This window comes from Peribacillus sp. NPDC097264 (assembly GCF_050277925.1).
Taxonomy (GTDB): domain Bacteria; phylum Bacillota; class Bacilli; order Bacillales; family DSM-1321; genus Peribacillus.
Genome location: NZ_JBNNSR010000005.1, coordinates 209895 through 230508, shown reverse-complemented (window position 1 = coordinate 230508; position 20614 = coordinate 209895). Strand labels below are relative to the sequence as shown.

Genomic DNA, 20614 nt, shown 5'->3' with positions numbered 1-20614 from the left:
GCGGTAATGTATGGAGCAAGGAGCTAAAGGCGTATTCTATGGTTGGTATGTTGTATTATGTGGGTTCTTTATAATGTTTGCCGCTTACTCTATAATAAATTCTTTACACAGCTTATTTATGGTTTCTGTTACTGAAGATTTAGGAATAAGTAGAACCACTTTTTCAATTGCTCTTTCCATAGCTGGTCTTGGCGTGGCAGTAGCTTCCCCCTTTATGGGAAAGCTACTGGCTAAGGGTAATATGAGATTGATCATGTCCATTTGTGTAGTGGTGGCGGGCTTGGGATTCATGTCATACTCATTAGCCAATTCAGCTCTATACTTTTGTATTGTTGGCTTTATGATAGGTATCTGTGTCGCGGGTTTTTCAAATATTCCCATTTCCATTATGGTAACGAACTGGTTTTATGAGAAAAAGGGAAAGGCCATGGGTTTTGCTTTTGCAGGATCAGGAATAGGCGCTGCGGTGCTTAGTCCTGTATTAACTACCATCATCACAAACTACGGATGGAGAACGGCCTATGTTATAGCGGGAATACTTCTCATTGTCTTAACATTGCCGTTTGTTTTACTATTTGCCAAGAAAAGTCCTTCCGAAAAAGGACTAGCCCCACTTGGTGCCGATAAAATGGAGTCAACTGAGAAAATAGAGACAGCGAAGAGCGGCTTAATGATGGGCGAAGCCAAGAAGACAGTAATGTTTTGGATTTTTGTACTAGGAATCGTTTGTTTTGCATTGGTAGCAGGGGGTGTACAGATGCATATTCCCGCTTATTTAATAGATATTGGTCATCCCGCCATCTTTGCCGGTACGATTTTTGGCCTGCTTTCCCTCGCAAACACAGTGGGGAAATTGATTTTAGGTACTGTATTGGATAAGTTCGGTACCGCTGGAGGAGCTATCTATGTAGGGATATGTATGACTATTGCTATGTTATCCCTCCTGTTGGCAAAAGGCCCTGCTTTCGCGTACTTATTTGCGATTGCTTTTGGATTCAGTGTCGTTATCTCGACATTAGGACCTCCATTCATGACAAACGATATTTTTGGTAACAAGGATTTCGGAGCAATTTTTGGAGTCGTACAAGTCTTCTTTGTTGCAGCAGGTTCCTTAGGTGTCATTGTTTCCGGCTTAATCTATGATCTCACTGAAAGCTACCGTGTTGCATGGATTTTCTTTCTTGGTTTATTTATCTTCAGTATGATTTGCGTGCTAGTTGCTAACAGCATGAAAGGGAAAACAAAAGATAAATTTACAATGGAGTCAAATAAAGAAATCATATCATAAGGGGTAGTTTTGAGCTTTTTCATCACTATAAAACTGAATAATCAGTAAAATTAGGCTGAGGGGTGATTTAGCCCAAATTGAACAAAAAGTGAGGAGGTAGAAACGTTTAACAACATTTCCACCTCCTCACTTTTCCATTATTTTACTCGAAAAGGACTTAGACGGCCCCATTCGGTTTTATCATGTGCTTCATGCTTTTTTTAAAATCTTCCATCCCATAAGGCCACTCTATAAACGTTATAGGGATTTTCGTTGTTTATACATATATAGTTACTCTAAGAGAGTTTACCATTTTTATGCATCAACAAAATGGGGTTGAGAGTTGAGGGAAATAATGAACAGGCAATAAAGTAATAAAATATAAATGATTAAGAAACACTCAAACTCACTTGGAAATCTTAAGGCTCCTCAAAGAAAATCACAATGATAAATATCTGTTCCTCATTTATGTAAAAAGTTAAGCACCAATCTATCTATCTGGACTTCCTTCTAAATAATTCGATTTTCCCCCTATATCTTGGTTGTGACTAAAAGTGCGATACACATGCCAACATGCATTACCTAAGCAAGTTTTTATTATTACATACATTTGAAATATAACAGGTAATAAACAGTAAGCTTACACCTAGGCTTATTAAGGAAAGAGATCTTCATAAAAAAACACTTCTATAACACATGGATAGTTAACTATCATTTTTAACCCATTTTTATTAAACGCTTTTTGGTAAAAGTATTTTAATAGTTTTAATATTCTGTTAATTGTGAGATACTTATAATTAACACTACCCCATTCAGAGAATCTATGAATATTTTTTTAGAACTCATAAATTTTTCCACAACACAAAACTTCCATTACAAGATTCTTCTCTTTTAACTTTCCAAATTAGTATTATGGCTTCTTTTGCATGTGATTGTCCGATTAATGATTATGGTTTCTGACTTTGATGGGGTAGATAACCAAGTATGTCCTTAAGTTGTGAATAGGAGGCGATTAATGGGCTAATAACACGAACGACATGAGTTCATCATCAGGTAATCTTTGAAAAGATAAGCCTACATATAAAGTAGGCCATTTTAGGAGGAGAATTTATTTGAAACTTAGAAATAAGATTACAGTAATAACGACCACATTATTGCTTGCAATGTCTTCAACAGCCGCTTTTGCTGTGGAGCCAGGGCTGGATAAAATGCCAGACCCAGTGGACCCACAGTCATGGGTGAATCCGGAGGATATGATGTGGAATGATTATAATCCAATTCCGGGTATTGACTGGAATAACACCGATATTAAACCGGAAACAGAACTTAAAGGGGCCTTGATTTTGGTCGACTTTCCGGATCAGGATTTTATCTTGACAAAACCTAAGGGCTCAGAACTTGTCGGTAACCCACAAGTGGCTGCTGTTCCTCGTGAAGAACTAGGGGAGTGGTGGAAAAATTTCTTGAATGTTCCTAGCAAACTCAACAACTACCAGACAATAGATAGCTTTTGGAAAGAAAACTCTAATGGAAAATGGGGCGTAACCCTTGAATCATTTGGTCCATACCGTTTGGATAAAAATGAATTTCAATATGGGCTAGAAAGCAGTCATAACTCTAATACACTCCCAAGTAACTATACAAGCGGAAACCTTTTTCAGGATGGCATAAATGCCGCTGCCGCCGATATAGCCGCTTTGGGAGAAGAATATGACTTTGCATTCATCGTTCATGCCGGCTATGATGAGTCAACTGTATGGCAGGAACTCGGCGAAATGATGTTCCTGAATCCAGAATCGGTGCCTGATGCATTTGGTCCACCGGATTTACCTGGATTTGAAAACATGCCAAACTGGGCAAAAACTCGTTATGTACCATGGACTTCTTATTATGCAGCTAAAACGATATGGTCGGCTGCATCTAGTGCAACGATTAATGGGAAAAGGATTCGTGTTTCTACTCAAGGTGAAAGTGATGGAATGGGCACATTTGCTCACGAATTTGGTCATATCCGGGGCCTTGGCGACAACTATAATAATGCAGCTCTTGACCCTAGAACCTATTCGGGTTATTGGGAAACAATGAGCCGTGGATCATTTAATGGTCCCGGTGGAACACATACTCGCTGGATGATTCCTTCTACTCTTGGTGCTTCTTTACCAGCAGCGCATATGCTTCGTAATAAGATGAAGCAGGGATTTATTGAAGAAGATGAAGTCTTGCAGATAAACCGTGATGAATTAAAAGAATCTGGACCAGTATTTGCAGATATTATCGCGCGTCAAGCACCAATTGGCAGTGAATTTGGCCGGACCGGACTCTACGGTATCAACATCAGCATGAAAGATTTAACACCTACAGATTACCTTGCCGGTGACTGGCGTAATGATATTCTAAACAATAGATTGTACGATAACTATACCCTTGAAGTTGTAGACCGATTTGGCACGGATTCCTTTGCAGCAGACTCCGGTGTATTGATAGCCAAGACAAAAAATGCGGAGACTGCTCCGAATATTTGGGTAGTTGATTCACATCCTGAGGATATCAATCTGAAAGATTTTACAAGACCTGACGGCACAACAGCAATGGTTGGCAAAGGGGACCCCCGTCAAACTCTTGATGCTTTATTTAAAGCTGGGAGTGGGGCAAGTTTAGTTGCAGGAAAGTTCGATGGTTCAATTGATAAAGATACTATTGTCAGTGAGTATAACGATCCATACAACAAACTTCATTTCTATATTTTAGGGAATCATAAAGACAATGATGGCGTAGTTCGTTATCAAGTTGCCATCCGTAACACGGATGGTGCAGGTGCCTATAAACGCGGGGTAAATGTAAGCGCTGGAACTATAAAGCCTGCCGTCCAGGACAAAGTGGCAGTATATAATTTTAAAGTCACTAACACCGGCGAGGCAAAGGATCTTATTCGTGTCAACGCCTCTGCAGGTAATGATTGGACAGTTCAACTTGATAAAAACGTAGTGGCTGTGGAGCCTGGAGCAACCGTCAATGTACCGGTATACGTGAAAATTCCGAAGGGCAAGACTGCCCCGGCCACCCTTGCCTTTACGGCTACTTCAGAGACAGATCCTAATCAAAGTATTACCGATACGAATCTTTTGGCAAGCAATCTTAGCGCAACCGGTCTAAGTTCTATTATTGATAGCTTTGCCAAAGAGGGAGCCTTTAAAGCAGGTGCAGCGCAAGCTTTGAAACTTCATTTGGCGGGCGTTGACCAATTTGAAAAATCAGGATCTGCGGATAAGGTTGTCAAACAAATGATTGGTTTTAAAGTGCTGTTGGATCATCAAAAAAATACGAATGTGATCTCCGCGAAAGCGTATAACAGTTTGAAAGCGAATGCCGATGCAATGATTGAGGTCTGGCAGTAGGTTAGATTACATGTCAGGATATGCCTTCTGTGCCGGGGGCGGCCCGGCATAGGGGGTAACAAACTCAAAAACTTTTAAAACGTGAAGGTGGCAAATTATTGAAGAGAAAAGCCGGTTAGTGTACAAACCCATGTTAAAAAAGGGGAGGTCGTTACTTATAAAACAAGTGACGGAATCCTGATTACCCATCGGATTGTTAAGGGGCGGGGGGACGCAATACATAACAAAGGGCGATCACAACAATGCACCGGATTCCCCAATATATGGTGGGTATCTATACAGGGGTTACAATTCCTTATACTGGTTATATCAGTCACTTTATCAATTCAAGTGAGACTAGCGCTTTACTGCTTATTCTACTGGGGGTGTTGTTATTCTTAATGCAGGTTTTACCATTTGGTAGATCTTAAGGGGAATTGGAAGTAAAGAAGATAGCGAAGGAACAATATCAATTAGATTCGGTTATAAAACTACAACTTAATAGCCGTTCAAAAATAAAACCCCTAAAAAAGGGGAAAAAGTTTAAGGAGGAGTAAATATGGAATTGAAAAAGAAGTTAGGTATGGGAATTATGTCAGGAATAATGGGGATATCTTTAATTGGGGGGGGAACTTTCGCGTACTTTAGTGACAGTGCAGATGCGAGCGGTACGTTTGCGGCGGGGACACTCGATTTATCTGTGCAACCCACAAAGATTATTGATATCAGCAACATCGCTCCTGGAGACTCGATGACGCGTGTTTTTGAACTGCATAATGACGGGACACTAGATATCAAAGACGTGACGTTGGGTACCCAGTATTCCGTGGTTGATACCAAAGGGGATAACACGGAGGATTTTGGCAAGTATATTGAAGTGGAATTTCTGTACAATATGGACCAATATAATGAAATCATTTACAAAACAACATTGGATAAGCTAAAGGGTATGAGCCCAAAAGCGGTGTCAGAAAAGATATTTAACGAAGCTCTTGATGGTGGCATCCTTAAGGTGGGCGATGAACATGATTTAGTAGTGAAGTTCAATTTCATTGATAACGAGGGAGATCAAAATCAATTCCAAGGGGATAAACTTAAACTATCATGGACTTTTAACGCCACACAAGGCAAAGGTAGAGACCTATAAGATAAAAAAAGCGGTGTCATGGCTGTTTATTTATTTTGATTGGGACACTTCTCTATCAAACTTAATTATAGATTTTCGCATTTATGAGATTCATAGGAAAAAACCAATAGAATGGATGGGACAGTTGGAGAACTGTCCCGTCTCATTTAAGAAAGTTTAGAATTGAGAAACCAAATTGGCATTTATTTGCTGCTTGAACTTTGCCCTATAAAGTTACGTTTTTACAATACCCAGTAAAATATCGGAGGCATTTTAAAGCTTATTAAGCTTTTTATTTGATGGGTAAACTCAAGTCTGATCAGTCAGCGACAATGACTTTGGAAAGTTATCAAAAGTAGGAGTGAAGATAATTGAGGAATAAAATCACAATTTTATCTATTTTATCATTGTTATGTTTACTTGGTGCCTGTTCGTCTTTAACCTCTGTCAATGATAACGATATACTTATTAAAACGAAAAGTGGAAATATCTCCAAAGATGATTTATATAAGGAAGTGGTAAATACCGAACGGGGAAAGGAATTGGTTCAGGAATTGGTTTATATGCAAATATTGAAAGGTAAATATGAGGTATCTGATAATGAAGTGAATCATCGATTAACAGAGATTAAAGAACAAGTCGGTGATAAAGATGAATTTACAATATTTCTACAAAAACAAGGATTTAATAATGAAAATGAACTAAAGGATTATATCGAACAATCACTTTATTTCTTAAAAGCAACAACAGAAGGGTTAAAAGTCTCGGATAAACAAATAAAAGATTACTATGAACAAAATAAAGATCAATATACAAAGGTGAGAACTAGCCATATTCTCGTGAAAAATGAGTCAGATGCTAAAATAGTAGATGAAGAACTCAAAAAAGGAAATGACTTTACTGAATTAGCAAAAAAACAATCGACAGACAAGGTGTCTGCATCACAAGGCGGAGATTTGGGTTATCTTTCCGGTCGAAGCCAGGAATTGGATCCGACTTTTCTTGCTGCGGCTATGAAATTAAAAAAAGGTGAAGTGAGTGAGCCAGTCAAGACACTATTTGGTTATCACATAATTAAGGTAACAGATAGAAAGGAGAAACCATTAAGTGAAGTGGAAGACCAAATTAAACAAACACTTATGGAAAAAGACGCAAAACCGATACAAGAGGTATTAAACAATTTGAATAAAGAAATTGAGATAAAAGAAGATGTATTTAAAGATGTATTTAAGAATGTAGAATCAAAAGAACCAAATATGTCCCATTAAGGTTAAAATGTTCAACTATAATTTTTTCACTTCAGTTTACATAATGCATGTTATTGAACTATTCCATAACTGACGGGCGTATAGTTGTTATGAAATGGTTGTATTTTTTGTTATAAGAGTCTAATAAGAGGATTGTTACAATTGAACAAAACTGATCTAGTAAATACTGTAGCGACACCAGCAGAACCAACAATAGATGATGCTAAAAAGATGGTAGAAGAATACTTGAACAGATTTCTACTACATGCGAAAGAGGAGAAAATCCAGTTAGTTGGATTGGTACATTTGAAGTGCGTAACCGTGTAGCATGAATGGGGAGGAATCCGCAAACAGGAGAAAAACTACAAATTGCGGATTCTAAAGTCCCAGCATTTAAGCAGATAAAGAATTAAAGGAAGCTCTTAAATAAATTTATACTTGTTTAAAATCGTCTTGGGACTCTATGTATCAAGGGGGTTTTTTTCGTGTTATTTTAGGTACTTATAGGACAGCCCCCTGAAATTTTGAACAGGACCCATATTAGCATTCCATAGATAGATTAATTAAAACGTTTTTCGCCATTCGTCATCTTCTAATGCCACTCCATCAGTGCTGACGTAATTCACGATGAGTTCACCTCGAACAAGAGCGCGGTCGGTTTTAATGGATTGAATAATACTGTTAAAATCATTTTCATCTGAATCTTGTTTTTTACGGTGAATTGTAAGAAGGATAGATGGTGCAACATCATACTCTTTATAACTTTTTGGATGATTCGGGTCAATATCTAATTCTCTTCCAATCTCCCTATCAAAAAGGACAACTAATTCACTAGAATCCCCTATTTTAGCCTGGATTTCTTCATAATTGTTACTATCAGTAATTTCTTTCATTTCCACTGATGACTTTACATCCCCAATTTTTTCTTCGATATAGGGCTTTATTTCTTTTTCTGAATCACCTCTCCATTTATTGGAAATAAAGGAATCCTCCATTTTTCCAGTATGCACGTTAGAATACACAAGAAATTCTGTACCATACTTTTCCTCTCTAACTTTAGCGGCGTATTCAAACTCATCAAAGTTACCCATGTTATCGTATAACACGTCGTATACATACGTTTTTTCTTTAAAATTTTCCACTAGATATTGTTCCGCTTGCACCCGGACTTTCTTTTCTTCGTCAGGATCACCCTTCATACCTTGTGTGAAGGAATACATCAGGATGACTACTCCGGCTAATATAAATAGAAAAATTACAAGTAAAATCAATAAAATCTTTTTTGTCTTACTCACGATATGCCCCCTATTATCCATTCTCTTATTTCCATTATATTCTAATGTTTTAGATATACAAAAAGATATCCAAATTTACTGATTTATCTCTTGGAAAAATACCATTTCCTTGTTGCTGAGAATCTCTACATTAGAGCAGTCTTTTGATACAATAGTTTAATCAGTTGTACATAAAGGAGTGTTAAGTCTTGGAAGCCTTCCAAAGGGATTTGAATCATAATCGTGACGAATATAGAAGGATTAAATGGGGAAAACATCGTGAACGGGTAACAGAATTATTTGATACCGTTTTTTCCAAACAAGCTTTTGTAAATAAAATAGGAATTATTGGAGCGGGCAATTGTGATGATCTGGATTTAAATCATCTATCAACAAAATGTAATTCGATTTATTTATTCGATATAGATAAAGAAAGCATGGTAAATGGAATCAAGAACTTTTCAGAAAGTACTCGCAATAAAATTCAGTTAGTTGCAATGGATGTGACCGGATTGGATAAAATAAATTTCGAACAAACACTGACTTCCATGTTGGAGCATGGTGAAAAGACTGAAGACATTATTCAATACGTATTGAATATGAAGGGTAAGTTATCAGAAATCGTTCATAATGAATTCAATGATTATATTGGCCAATTTGACATATTCGCAACATCGGCCATTTATACTCAATTATTTTATAATTGGGCATTAGATACTCTTGAAAAGAATAAACACCACTATGAACAGTTGGATTTAGTAAGAATAAAAGATGGATTTTTGGATGTAAGAGATCAGGTTGTGCTTAATTTGCAGGATGTAGCCTTCAAGTGTTGTACTGGAAATGGGTTCTACATAACCTGGTCCGATATCTTGAAGATGGAACCAGAATACATTGAGACTACCAATCAAGGAATAAACGCCATTTTTTCATTAGCTTCCAATGTCGGGTATGGGGCCGCATTAATTGCCATCCAGCATTATATGAGTAAAGTGGATCGGCAAGATTTTTCCTTGCGCCATTGGTTATGGGATTTCGATGAAAATAAGCAATATTTATCAATCGGGCTATTGGGAAAAGTGAAACAAGTTTAAGGAACATCAGAGGACAATAAGGATATTAGCACAGACCTGCATCAAAAAAATCAAAATCCTACTTTCATATAAAGAGAGATCCTTTCTACTAGAAATCGAATAGAAGGGATCTCTTTATTTTTGAAAAACCTTACTAGTTATCTGCCACATTCAAAATAGGAAATATATTATTTGTAAGATTTTTCATAAACTTTTTAAACCCTCCATATACACACCAGCGAAGTTTGAATCGTTAAACTAGTGATTACTGGTAAAAAGGAGGACGATGATGATGGACTCACGAGAATTAACATATTTCGAACATACTATAGAAAAGCTAAAGGAAGCTTATGAACAAGTTTCAAAAGATATTACAAAACAAGACCACTCCTATAAAGAGTTACAAAAATATATGATTGATTACAAAAGTGAAATCGATAAATTTGAGATATATGATTATAGCCAAACGTTAAATATGATTGACCGACGGGGTTTTGCTCAAGTTACCGAACGAGAGCAACTAGAGAAACTAATCGATTCCCCATACTTTGGTCGATTTAATTTTGTTTATGAAGGCGATGAACCAGATGAAGTGGAATCATTTTATATAGGCCGTTTTGGATTTAGTGATGAAGCCAGTAATAATCTCATCTATGATTGGCGTGCTCCAGTTTGTAATATGTACTATGAATTTGAAATAGGAAAAGCTTATTATGAGGCAAAAGAAAATCATTTTGACGGTGAAATTGTTTCGAAAAGGCAATTCAAAATCGAAAATTCCAAAATTGAGTATATGGTTGAAAGCTCATTAACAATTCAAGATGCTGTGTTACAAAAGACTTTAAGTGAGCATGCGAATGATAAAATGAAAACTATAGTGACCTCAATTCAACGGGAACAAAATAAAATTGTCCGTAATGATTCTGCCTATAATGTCATCATACAAGGTGTCGCGGGATCGGGGAAAACGGCAGTTGCTCTGCATCGTATTGCGTACCTTTTATACAAATTTCGAGATACACTACAAGCAAATCGAATTTTTATACTATCCCCTAACAAAGTTTTCGGTGATTATATATCTTCAGTCCTACCGGAACTTGGCGAGCAGCCAATCCGTTCCTTTACTATAGATGAGTTAACGGAACAGTTACTTCCTAACCACTTAACTTACGTATCGTTTGAACAAGAGGTAAAAGATATTTTAGCAGATCCCAAAAGTGACTATGCAATAAGAGCTTCGATCAAATCAACTTATGCTTTTGTAGAACAGTTAAATGCTTTTTTACAAAGATTGAACTCAACCTTATTTATAAATGGTACCCTTTCGGTTGCTGATTATGAATTCACAACAGAATATTTGCAGAATCGTTTCAGCAAATATGCAAAAGAACCCGTACTTATTCGCTTAGAGATGATAGCTGATGATGTAATGAATGTTCTCAAGACGAAGCGCCAAGGTGAACTAAAACTACCCAGTAAAAACGAAATCGTAAAACGATTAAAAAAACGGCTACTTATTAACTCCGCAATCGATATTTATAAAGCATTTATGTCGGAATTCAGTGAAGAAACATTCTATTTCAAAAAGCGGCACTTTGAATTTACCGATGTATATCCCTATCTTTATTGTCAGCTTTACTTTGAGGGTACAAAGATATTTGATATGATACAGCATTTTGTCCTAGACGAGATGCAAGATTATACACCCATTCAATATGCACTACTCGAAAAAGTATTTGAGTGTAAACGTACGATTATTGGTGATTTTAGTCAGGCACTTCTACCATACGAAACAATTTCAAAAGAAGGTTTTGAGCAAATTTTTTCAAACCTAGAATATGTTGAACTAACGACTAGTTACAGGTCATCTTATGAAATCGCAATGTATGCGAAAAAATTCATGCGGAATTCGACAATTCATCCAATCGCTCGTCACGGAGAGGAACCAAAAGAAATCCCCTATAAAACATTGAATGAAATGATTTTGAGATTGCTTGGATTTATTAAAAATGATTTCAAATCTACAGCCATCATTTGTAAAACGGAATCAGAACTTGTTTTGTTAAAAGAACATGTAAACCATTTGCCGATTCACCTAGTAGATGCTCATACAGAAAAATTTGAAAAGGGGATTATTTTAACAACAATCCAATATGCAAAGGGACTTGAATTTGACTCGGTAATAGTGCCATTCGTAAATGGCACGAATTATCGGAATGAATTCGATCGTGGGTTACTCTATATTTCAACGACAAGAGCAATGCATGAACTAACCATTTTAAAAGACGAAGTAAATCCGTCTCCTTTATTATAAGTCCTCTAATAATGCGATGATTGACTTTACGTCTTTCATCGCATTTTTTAAATTTATCTCAAGTTCATCTGTAACATGTAAAAATTCATCAGCAAACTTTGGTGAATTTAAAAGGGATTGAATATCCCGTGCGGTTTGCACCTCTTCAATACCTTCTATTAAATGACGTATGGCTGCAATGGAAAAATGAGCAGTACGAAGCGTACGAATAATTAATAGTTTCTGAATATCACGCTCTGAATATTGACGTCGGTTTTGGGAATTTCGTTTTACCGTAAATAAGCCATTTCTTTCCCAATTCCTAAGGGTTTCTTCCGTTAATTGCAGATTATTTGCTACTTCTCTATGAGTGTATGTCTCAGTATGGACTACTACCTTCGTTAAAATCTTTTCAACTATTTGTACAGCACGACAAGTATAAGAATACTCCGCTTCTAAAAATTGCAGATATTTATTTGATTCTATTAATGCCTCGCTAAACAGCTCACTACCACTTAATCGGACAATTCGGGTAGCTTGTTTGCGCAGGTTATTTTGAATGAATTCTTGTCGAAAAGCATAGCGAGCGATTTGCATTTGAATTAGATGGATGTTTGAATATCTCCTGTATGTATTTGCTTCTCTGGGAACTGAAGAAATAAACCCCCAATCCTCATAAAGCCTTACAGTGTTAGGGTGAACTTTCACTTTTTTTGCTAATTCATTTGTTCGCATTAAATCACTCCTTCCTTTAGCTTTTCCATTATAGTTAACTTTTAAAAATACAACAACATTTCATATCCCTTAGTAAAAAACAATTGTTGGTAGTGTTTTTTGTTGTTTTAGATAGTAGTAATTGAAAATAGATAAAAGGTATAAAAAACGGTCCAAAGAATTAACTTTTTGTCTAATGAATGTAACAGTCTATGCAAGTATAATAAAAAGAATAATCCGAAAATTAAGTTTTATAGAAAGTCATGATGTTTTTTAGTAAGTATTCGAAGGGAGTAGTGCTCTATGAAAAAGCAAAAACTACTGATAAATGGTAAGAGGTTAAGTGACTCACTTGAAAAATTTGCAGATTTCGGACGTACTGAAAATAATGGAGTCACCCGCCTTTCGTTGACTGAAGAAGACCGTTTAGTCAGAGATTACTTTTGCTCTTGTTGTGAAGAATTAGGAATGTCGATTAAAGTTGATGATATGGGTAATATATACGCTACATTAGAAGGTTTGGAGAATAAACCGCCAATCGTCATGGGTTCACATATGGATACCGTGAAAAAAGGTGGGCGCTTTGATGGAATCCTAGGGGTGGCTGCTGGGTTGGAAGTGGTTCGTACCTTAGTAGATAATGATATCAAACCAAATGTTCCAATCACGATCGTCAATTTTACAAATGAAGAAGGAGCAAGATTCGAGCCTTCGATGATGGCCTCCGGGGTCCTTTCGGGGAAATTTGAAAAAACTACGATGATACAAAAAAACGATAGTGATGGAATTACTTTCGAAGATGCCCTGAACTCGATTGGGTATGCAGGAGACATTGAGTCCCGCCTAAAAGAGGCCACAGCCTTTTTAGAATTACATATTGAGCAAGGACCTATCCTTGAAAGAGAAGCTTTGAAGATTGGTGTAGTGGAATGTGTTCTTGGAATGGTCTGCTACGAAATAGAAGTGACTGGCGAATCAGACCATGCTGGAACCACTCCTATGAATATGAGAAAAGATGCCTTCTTTACGACAAATAGTCTTGTCACAGAAGCCATTCAAAAGTTAAATCTTCTTGATGAAGATTTAGTTTTTACCATAGGGCGGGTAAATGTGCATCCTAATATTCATACAGTCATTCCGAATAAAGTAGTTTTTACATTAGAAGCGAGACATAAGGATCAACAGGTTATTGAGCGTGTAGAAGAAATTATAAAAGGGCTAATACAGTCAGGCTCAAATGATGGGTGTGAAGTCACTGCCACAAAGCTATGGGGACGCGATACGGTTTGGTTTGATGAGTCACTTTGCGATTTATTAGAGCAATCTACTAATTCATTGGGGTATTCCTACAAAAGAATGGTAAGTGGAGCTGGGCATGATGCACAATTCATCGCAAGCTATATCCCTACCGCGATGGTTTTCGTTCCAAGTGTCAACGGAAAAAGCCACTGCGAAAACGAACTGACATCTTGGGAAGATTGTGAAAAAGGTGTGAATGTCATCTTAGAAACAGTCCTTGCGATACAAGCTAAATAGGCAGATTGAAAAAACACTACTAATATATTACGTGGTTTCCTAAAAGGGCAGATTTCATATGAAATCATGCCTTTTTTTATTGCAACTTACCATGTTGGTGAAATGTATTTCTAAAGATAATGGAGCCTTCCGGATTTAGCTAAATGAAGGGTCGGAATTCTATAATAGGAAAAAAATGGTTTTAAAATAGAGAGGATGGGTAATTTAAAAAAACAAATATATTTAGGGTGTTCAATGGCAAGAGGATGCGAAGGAGAGATGGAATTGTTCTTTTCTAAGGAGTTTTTACCAATAGGGAGTGTAGTTGGAGTCCAAGGTGATTCAAGGCGTTTGTTAATCATCGGTCGTCTGGTGTTTTCTGAAAATCATAATGTGGTTAAAGATTATACAGCTATTGAATATCCAAATGGTTATATCCATTCGAAAGAAAAATTCATTCTTTTTAACAAGGATGATATAGACGTTTTGTATCATTATGGGTATGTGGATGAAATGGAAGTAAAAGTTGATCAATTACTTAAAGAGGCGGAAACAAAGGGAGGCGATTCGAAAATTGAAGGAGGCCAAATAAGTGGGGGTATTTAAATTTAATAAAGACTTGCCTGATATGGTTTCTGGAAGCGTCCGAAAATTAGAAGATACGATATTAGCCGTTTATAAACCCATCGTTTTTTTTAGTAAGGAACTTGAGAATCATAGCGGTGAAGCTGTTACTGCGCTTAAGACAAAATTGAGTAATCATATCGAATTTTTTAACAAAGCTAGCGTTGGTTTACTGTATTTTGCTGATACTGTTATGAACTTTGTATCAATGATTTTGAGTACGGATGAATCAGGTTCAGTAGAGACTGTACCTCAGAACAACCGTGCAGTGCAGCAATACGAGTTTTCTTATGAAAATATGAGTAACGAAATTAAACTAAATGCCTACACATTAAAAACAGCAAAAAAAGAATTTTCTTCTAACTTAGCTAGCTTAAACGAGTTGTTAAAAGACTTTGAAAAATTATTGAATGATGTACTTTTTCATACGGAGTTTCCTTGGGGGGATGTTGCCGATGTGTGGGAGGAAGGAAAGGTGCAAATTACTTTCCTTTTATCCACGTTTTTAAAAAGTGTCGAAGAACTTAGCACTGACGCGGATGGAATTATTAAAGAGCTTGAACGAGTAGATAATCTCATTGCTCATAACCTAGGGAAGTGTGAATAACCAGGAAAGGATAAAGAACCTATGTATAAAGAGCCAGAAGTAACGAGTTTGATCAATTTACACACTAGCCGCGCAAATGCTACGGTATTATTAGCAAATTCCAAACTTGTAAGAAATGCATATGCAAAGATTTGGGGTTTTATTGATTCAGGCAGTATAACGGAATTGGCTGGTACTATGATTATGTTTGACTTCTCTGATTTGAAAGCTGAAGTGGACCAATACATAAGTGATTTAGACGAGTTAAGGTTGAAGTCGGAGAACAAAAAACTTCAGTTAAAAGGCGATCAGATTGAAGAAGAACTATTAAAACTTACGAATATTATTTCTCAATGTCAGGAAATTTCACTTTATTATAATATGCTCAAAAGTGAAATATCTGAAATTGAATTAGATTTCGAAAATGCTGTCCGCTATTATCGTTCGCCGATGCGACAGGGATTAAATGATATTTCAATCATTTATAATTCCATGAAAAATATTAAAGGACCTATGGGGGACTTTGAAGAAGTATCAGTTTATATTCATGGAATCGAATCAAACGGGAACGAGTTTTTGGAAAGTGCTAAAAAGGCTTCTGTTGAGGGTGACGTAATCGTTCATGTGAAACGTAACGGAAAGAAAGAATATTATGTTGTGAAAATGAATGAATATGGCGAAAAGGAAGTGCTTGCACTAGACGATTTTCAATCCTTACAAAAGGAAGATGCCTTTAAATATCCTGAAGGACGTATTCATTTAGTTTATGATACAGAACAGTCAAATGAACATAGACAGGAAACCAGTGATGATTTAACTAGATTGCTCTCGGAAATGGGGCTTATAAACAAAACGACAAAACTTAATTTGTTTGGTCATAGTTATGGAGGCAGAAGATCTATGCAATTTGCAATGGATTATCCAGACTATGTACAGAGCATTACTACTATCGGCACACCTTATGACAAAAACAAACTAGCTAAAACGGGAAACAGTTTACCTTATGTTGCTGGAAAAATAGGGCAAGACCCACGGCAATTTACAGATTTTTTGGATTTCAATCCAGAAAATAAAAGGGAGGATAATGGAATTCTCCATAGCAATGTCTATACCGATCTATCTAAGGAAGAAATGAAAGAGGACTTACAAAATCTCAAATCTGCAAATCCTGAAGTATATACTAAACTTGAAAAGATGAATATAATAGCTTCTGCCGGTTATCGAATGGAGACGGTATATTATGAGGGTGGGTCTATGGAAGTTAAAACAGAAAGCGACGATGTAGTCTCATTGGAAAGTCAAAATGCAAACAATCTTGAATCATTGATTGATGAAAGACCGCAATATGAGGTAGAGGGTGTTAGCACAATAAAGAATCCAGGTCATGGTAATGAAATTAAAGATGAAGAATTCATTGAACTCATAAGACAAGTTAATACAGACAAATAATTAGGAGCTAAAATCTATGAAAAAGTGTTTCTTTAACGGAATCGTACTTTTAATCATTATTTTTCTCATTGGATGCGGACCGGATCTTTCAACAACAAAAAAACAAGAGGAAGTGAAGGACTTGCTTTATATAAAGGGATTCCCTGAAACGGATAATGAGTCACTTTCTCGATTTATGATCAATTTTTTCGCTCCGAATTATGGTAATCCTCTTTTTATGGAAGACGGCGTTAGCGTAAATGCCATAAGAAAAGGGTCTGAAGAGTTCTCCCCCATTCAATACTTTTCGTATGGTAAGGTATTCCGTGACTTTTACAAGCCCTTGTTAGGTTTAGAGGATGTGTCATCAACATTGAACTCATTACAAAATAAAAATATAAAGCAGGAGGTTTTTCTACCAGTAAAACCACTGCATGAATATAATCTCCCTTTAGTTGAATTGGAAAAAAAGAATAGATTACGAATTAAGACCATGGAAGGTGAGAAAACACTCAATTTGCCTGGCATTTTAAATCGATATAGTTTGACGGAGACCGATCGGCTCAGTTTTAATATAAGGGGATTAAGTAAGGAATCAATGGCAATTGAAATACAACAATTAAATAAAAAAGAAAGTGGGTCAATTTTTCTTTTCGTAAAAAGTGATTTTTCAACGGTAACCGCCAGTAAACTGGTACCAGATGAACTTCAAAACGTCGTTGATTCTGAAGAATTGAAAAACTTTGAAGATTTATTCGTTAAGACTGATCCATCAGGGGAATTCTTTAACATCCTGCATTCCGAAACGATATGGAATAAAAAGGAACATACTGTTTTTAGGATTCATGAAAAAGATGTTCTTCTTAGTGATGATGGGAAGTTTGTCTATTTAAATGGAACGAAAGAAAGCTTTAAAGATGGGATACAAAGGATACAGACTATAGAAAATTATAAAAAAGGAAATGAGAAATACGAAAAAGTATTTAAAATAGATTTTATGGATATAGCAAAAGAGCTTAATCTAAAAGCGGATAGTGTCAACTTTGCCCATATTAATTTTTTTTACGATGACTTAATCGTATTAAGTGTTGATTACGAAGCAAAAGTAGTTGGAACAGCAGGTTTTACGAATGTATTAATTGATCTTAACGAAGATAGCGATAATTCTAAGGCTTATCTGGTGGATTTGGGGGTCCAATAACACCTTAAAGTTGATATATCAATACCCATGTCAAACTTCGATAAGGTAAACTATATAGGCAATTATTTGGCTAACCGACATCGGTTGGCCTTTTATTAGTTGCGATGAAATCCTGTAAATCATAAGGACACCAAGATGCCTTTTTTAGTAGACTTTGCCTGTTTCATTTTTTCTCAATATTCCGTATACTTATATTATTAGGAGTTACAGAGAGAACGTAATGTATCTCAAAATGAAGGTGCATGAGCGGGGGGATTAACATGAAATTTTCCATGATATTGGTCTTTATCATCATGATTGCTGCCTTATTTGGTACCATGGCTTTGGGTGGAAAAAGCGATGAAAATTATTCAGGCGCTGTTAGAGGCAATTTAACCAGGCTAACTTGGATATATGCCGTCCTAGGGATTGTCTTAGCTCTAGGAGTGGGGATTTATATAGTCACTGTATAAAACTAAGGGAGCGTTTCTTCTAACCGAGAAACGCTCCTCTTAGTTTAAGTTGGTATATCCATGCTATTTGTTCATCCTAAATACACGGTAGCCTAAACTATTTCCATAAGTGAGGGTTAGACGATAATGTTCTTCCAGTATTCGGCTGTAGGCTTCATTAGAAGGCAGAGGCTTGACATGTTCCGCTTGAGCATTCTCTAATTCTTCTATAACCGTATTGGATTTTAGAATTTCCAGGTGTGAAAATCCTTCTTTTTCAAAAGCACTTATCCATTCAGATTGTGTCAAGATGGTTTTAAGCTGATAAAAATTCATGATTTCCTCTTTATGTTCACCAGGCAAAATACATTCCGCTGTCATATCTATAGAGATTAACGTGCCTCCAGGTTTAAGGACACGGTAGTATTCCCGAATGGATTTTTGAATGGTAGTGAATGATGTAGATGATTCAGCTATGATAAAATCAAAAAAATCTTTGGGGAAGGGCATTTTTTCAATGGAGCCCATAAATACATTCACCGGTAATTGAACTTGTTGTAATCTTTTGGTTGTCTTATTTACCATTTCCGGATGATTATCCATTGCATAAACCTGACAACCATAAGTTTCGGCTAGATATTGTGAAGTCTGGCCAAGTCCACATCCAGCCTCGAGGATCTTATCATTTTTATGAATGTCTTCATTTTTTAGAATACTTTTGGTTAGTTCAAAACCGCCTGGATGGGCCCCTTCCAATTCATAAAAGACCAAGGCATCTTGGTAAGAGTGTTTCATTCCTGTTGTCTCCTTTTTCCATGTAATTGATTCATAGTATGTCACGGAAGTTAAAGTGGATATGATAATTGCTTTTTATAGTAGGTGTTTATCTATGCAAGCTAGTCCCCTTCTGCATACCATGTAGAATCGAATATAAGGGAAGTGTTTATTAAAGTGGGATATAACAATCAAAACTATTTTCATAAGTGCAGCCAAGGAATTGGGAGACCGGTAGAAATCCGTACAAATAGAGGAACAATCCATAGGGGCATTATTCATAGGGTAACACCCAACAAAGTCTATATTCGCCCATTTAATAATGGAGGTAACCTTGGTGGATTTGGCTATGGTGGATATTATGGGGGATTCGGTTGGGGAGCGGCTTCTGGGTTCGCTTTTGGAGCAATCACCTCATTAATCTTCCTTGCATTCCTTTGGTAATAGAAAAAGATTCTTTAAAAACCTGTAAGGCAATGGCCACAGGTTTTTTTTCTATCTTTGTATTCCTAAGCGGAAAGGTACAATTAAATATTAAGGTACTAACAATAAGTATAATCACTCTAAACAATAGAATCCCCTTAATAAAAATTGTAAATGATCTATTATTAGGGGGATCATTTCATTCGAGAAGATATTCTTTTATAACAGCTTCACATAAAACTACAGCCATTTCGCTAGATTATTAGATGATACGGCAATTTATTGGAGAATCCTTCGAAGGAGACAGAAACCATTGGAAAGTAAGACTGCTATCCCTTGCTCACCCTAAACGCACGGTAACCAAGACTATTTCCATGAGTAAGCATAAGGCGATAATGCTCTTTGATGATATCATTTAATGTTCCTTTGAAAACCGTAGAGTCGCTCGAACGTTGGTTGGCAGCAGAGTATCTTTTTAACTCTTCTAAAACTGTACTGGAATGAAGGATTTCCGTATGTTTGAACCCTTGTTCTTTAAAGGCACGTACCCATTCCAATTCAGTCGGAATATTTTTAAGTTTATAGAAATTCATCAATTCAACTTTCAAATTGGCATGCAATGCAATTTCCGCAGTCATATCAATTGAAAGCAAAATTCCGCCAGGTTTTAATACCCTATAATATTCTGCAATGGACTTGTTGATTTCCGTAAAACCTGTGGTGGACTCAGCCACAATATAGTCAAATGAATCGTTGGGAAACGGTAATTCTTCTAAGGAACTCATATACACTCGAATAGGCAGATTGGCTTGTTGAAATCGCTGTGCTGCCTTTTTAACCATCTGTGGATGATTATCCACCGCATAAATGTGGCATTTAAAGGTTTCAGCCAAGAAATGTGATGTTTGCCCTATCCCGCATCCTGCGTCGAGTATTGTGGTATTCGCATCAATTCTCTCATTCATCATGATGTTTGATGTCAAATCGAAACCGCCTGGATGAGCACTTTCAATCCCGTAGAAGGCTAAGGCATCTAGATATGTGTGATACATAACTTTTATCTCCCTTGGTGTAGTCATATACATATTTTATGCTTTAGAATGAAAGGGTGACTAAAACATTCATGTCCTAGGTTGAATATTCCTAGGTTGAATATTAGTGGACGTATTAGGAGTTGCCTCAGAAATAAGGGGCGGTTTGTATGTGGAATCGGTGTTATCAAGTTCATTCCGCGAGCTTGCACTAAGGAAATGATCATTAGTTC

The 20614-nt window shown here is 36.5% G+C and carries 16 protein-coding genes and 1 pseudogene; 13 read left to right on the top strand and 4 right to left on the bottom strand.

The window, feature by feature from the left end; translation table 11 throughout:
- The first annotated feature begins 10 nt into the window (after nucleotides 1-10).
- From ACQKL0_RS09880 to ACQKL0_RS09860, 5 genes and pseudogenes are all read left to right on the top strand, one after another.
- Entirely contained in the window at nucleotides 11-1288 is a 1278-nt protein-coding gene (locus ACQKL0_RS09880) for an MFS transporter (protein WP_427687272.1), read from the top strand.
- A 1091-nt stretch (nucleotides 1289-2379) separates the two neighbouring features.
- The gene (locus ACQKL0_RS09875; RefSeq protein WP_407407311.1) at nucleotides 2380-4662 is read left to right on the top strand and encodes a M6 family metalloprotease domain-containing protein; all 2283 of its coding nucleotides are present in this window, start codon (nucleotides 2380-2382) and stop codon (nucleotides 4660-4662) included.
- A gap of 538 nt (nucleotides 4663-5200) precedes the next feature.
- The gene (locus ACQKL0_RS09870) at nucleotides 5201-5788 is read left to right on the top strand and encodes a TasA family protein (protein ID WP_427687270.1); all 588 of its coding nucleotides are present in this window, start codon (nucleotides 5201-5203) and stop codon (nucleotides 5786-5788) included.
- Nucleotides 5789-6138: 350 nt separating this feature from the next.
- On the top strand, nucleotides 6139-7035 hold the full coding sequence (locus tag ACQKL0_RS09865) for a peptidylprolyl isomerase (protein WP_427687268.1): 897 nt from the start codon (nucleotides 6139-6141) through the stop codon (nucleotides 7033-7035).
- Between the two features lie 141 nt (nucleotides 7036-7176).
- A pseudogene (locus ACQKL0_RS09860) lies at nucleotides 7177-7444 on the top strand (HU family DNA-binding protein).
- Nucleotides 7445-7577: 133 nt separating this feature from the next.
- Here the strand turns inward: ACQKL0_RS09860 and ACQKL0_RS09855 are convergent.
- Entirely contained in the window at nucleotides 7578-8309 is a 732-nt protein-coding gene (locus ACQKL0_RS09855; protein ID WP_427687266.1) for a hypothetical protein, read from the bottom strand.
- Nucleotides 8310-8497: 188 nt separating this feature from the next.
- On the opposite strand from ACQKL0_RS09855, the gene ACQKL0_RS09850 reads away from it, so the two are divergent.
- Complete coding sequence (locus tag ACQKL0_RS09850) at nucleotides 8498-9382, top strand: hypothetical protein (RefSeq protein ID WP_427687264.1); 885 nt, start codon at nucleotides 8498-8500, stop codon at nucleotides 9380-9382.
- Nucleotides 9383-9653: 271 nt separating this feature from the next.
- Entirely contained in the window at nucleotides 9654-11675 is a 2022-nt protein-coding gene (locus ACQKL0_RS09845) for a HelD family protein (RefSeq protein WP_427687262.1), read from the top strand.
- Here ACQKL0_RS09845 and ACQKL0_RS09840 read toward each other — a convergent pair.
- Nucleotides 11670-12389, bottom strand: coding sequence for a MerR family transcriptional regulator (locus ACQKL0_RS09840; protein ID WP_427687260.1), 720 nt, complete (start codon nucleotides 12387-12389; stop codon nucleotides 11670-11672). The two genes, ACQKL0_RS09845 and ACQKL0_RS09840, sit on opposite strands and share 6 nt — an antisense overlap.
- 282 nt (nucleotides 12390-12671) lie before the next feature.
- Between ACQKL0_RS09840 and ACQKL0_RS09835 the strand changes: the two genes are divergently transcribed.
- From ACQKL0_RS09835 to ACQKL0_RS09810, 6 genes are all read left to right on the top strand, one after another.
- Nucleotides 12672-13904, top strand: coding sequence for a Zn-dependent hydrolase (locus tag ACQKL0_RS09835; protein WP_403080098.1), 1233 nt, complete (start codon nucleotides 12672-12674; stop codon nucleotides 13902-13904).
- Between the two features lie 195 nt (nucleotides 13905-14099).
- Nucleotides 14100-14489, top strand: a complete 390-nt coding sequence (locus ACQKL0_RS09830; protein WP_402959540.1) for a DUF4176 domain-containing protein — start codon at nucleotides 14100-14102, stop codon at nucleotides 14487-14489.
- Entirely contained in the window at nucleotides 14476-15114 is a 639-nt protein-coding gene (locus tag ACQKL0_RS09825; RefSeq protein WP_427687258.1) for a hypothetical protein, read from the top strand. Before ACQKL0_RS09830 ends, ACQKL0_RS09825 begins: the two co-directional genes overlap by 14 nt.
- Before the next feature lie 21 nt (nucleotides 15115-15135).
- Complete coding sequence (locus ACQKL0_RS09820) at nucleotides 15136-16542, top strand: alpha/beta fold hydrolase (protein ID WP_427687256.1); 1407 nt, start codon at nucleotides 15136-15138, stop codon at nucleotides 16540-16542.
- A gap of 121 nt (nucleotides 16543-16663) precedes the next feature.
- Complete coding sequence (locus tag ACQKL0_RS09815) at nucleotides 16664-17722, top strand: hypothetical protein (RefSeq protein ID WP_402991692.1); 1059 nt, start codon at nucleotides 16664-16666, stop codon at nucleotides 17720-17722.
- A gap of 260 nt (nucleotides 17723-17982) precedes the next feature.
- Entirely contained in the window at nucleotides 17983-18174 is a 192-nt protein-coding gene (locus tag ACQKL0_RS09810; protein WP_402872894.1) for a hypothetical protein, read from the top strand.
- A gap of 63 nt (nucleotides 18175-18237) precedes the next feature.
- Here the strand turns inward: ACQKL0_RS09810 and ACQKL0_RS09805 are convergent, their stop codons facing one another.
- On the bottom strand, nucleotides 18238-18948 hold the full coding sequence (locus ACQKL0_RS09805) for a class I SAM-dependent methyltransferase (RefSeq protein WP_427651294.1): 711 nt from the start codon (nucleotides 18946-18948) through the stop codon (nucleotides 18238-18240).
- 731 nt (nucleotides 18949-19679) lie between these two features.
- The gene (locus ACQKL0_RS09800; RefSeq protein WP_427687253.1) at nucleotides 19680-20402 is read right to left on the bottom strand and encodes a class I SAM-dependent methyltransferase; all 723 of its coding nucleotides are present in this window, start codon (nucleotides 20400-20402) and stop codon (nucleotides 19680-19682) included.
- Between the last annotated feature and the right edge of the window lie 212 nt (nucleotides 20403-20614).

What these genes read in the sequence shown, in the direction of transcription:
- ACQKL0_RS09800 (WP_427687253.1), bottom strand. Translation starts at nt 20,402, where the DNA reads ATGTATCACACATATCTAGATGCCTTAGCCTTCTACGGGATTGAAAGT.
- ACQKL0_RS09810 (WP_402872894.1), top strand. Translation starts at nt 17,983, where the DNA reads ATGAAATTTTCCATGATATTGGTCTTTATCATCATGATTGCTGCCTTA.
- ACQKL0_RS09840 (WP_427687260.1), bottom strand. Translation starts at nt 12,389, where the DNA reads ATGCGAACAAATGAATTAGCAAAAAAAGTGAAAGTTCACCCTAACACT.
- ACQKL0_RS09805 (WP_427651294.1), bottom strand. Translation starts at nt 18,948, where the DNA reads ATGAAACACTCTTACCAAGATGCCTTGGTCTTTTATGAATTGGAAGGG.
- ACQKL0_RS09835 (WP_403080098.1), top strand. Translation starts at nt 12,672, where the DNA reads ATGAAAAAGCAAAAACTACTGATAAATGGTAAGAGGTTAAGTGACTCA.
- ACQKL0_RS09845 (WP_427687262.1), top strand. Translation starts at nt 9,654, where the DNA reads ATGGACTCACGAGAATTAACATATTTCGAACATACTATAGAAAAGCTA.
- ACQKL0_RS09830 (WP_402959540.1), top strand. Translation starts at nt 14,100, where the DNA reads ATGGGTAATTTAAAAAAACAAATATATTTAGGGTGTTCAATGGCAAGA.
- ACQKL0_RS09870 (WP_427687270.1), top strand. Translation starts at nt 5,201, where the DNA reads ATGGAATTGAAAAAGAAGTTAGGTATGGGAATTATGTCAGGAATAATG.
- ACQKL0_RS09820 (WP_427687256.1), top strand. Translation starts at nt 15,136, where the DNA reads ATGTATAAAGAGCCAGAAGTAACGAGTTTGATCAATTTACACACTAGC.
- ACQKL0_RS09880 (WP_427687272.1), top strand. Translation starts at nt 11, where the DNA reads ATGGAGCAAGGAGCTAAAGGCGTATTCTATGGTTGGTATGTTGTATTA.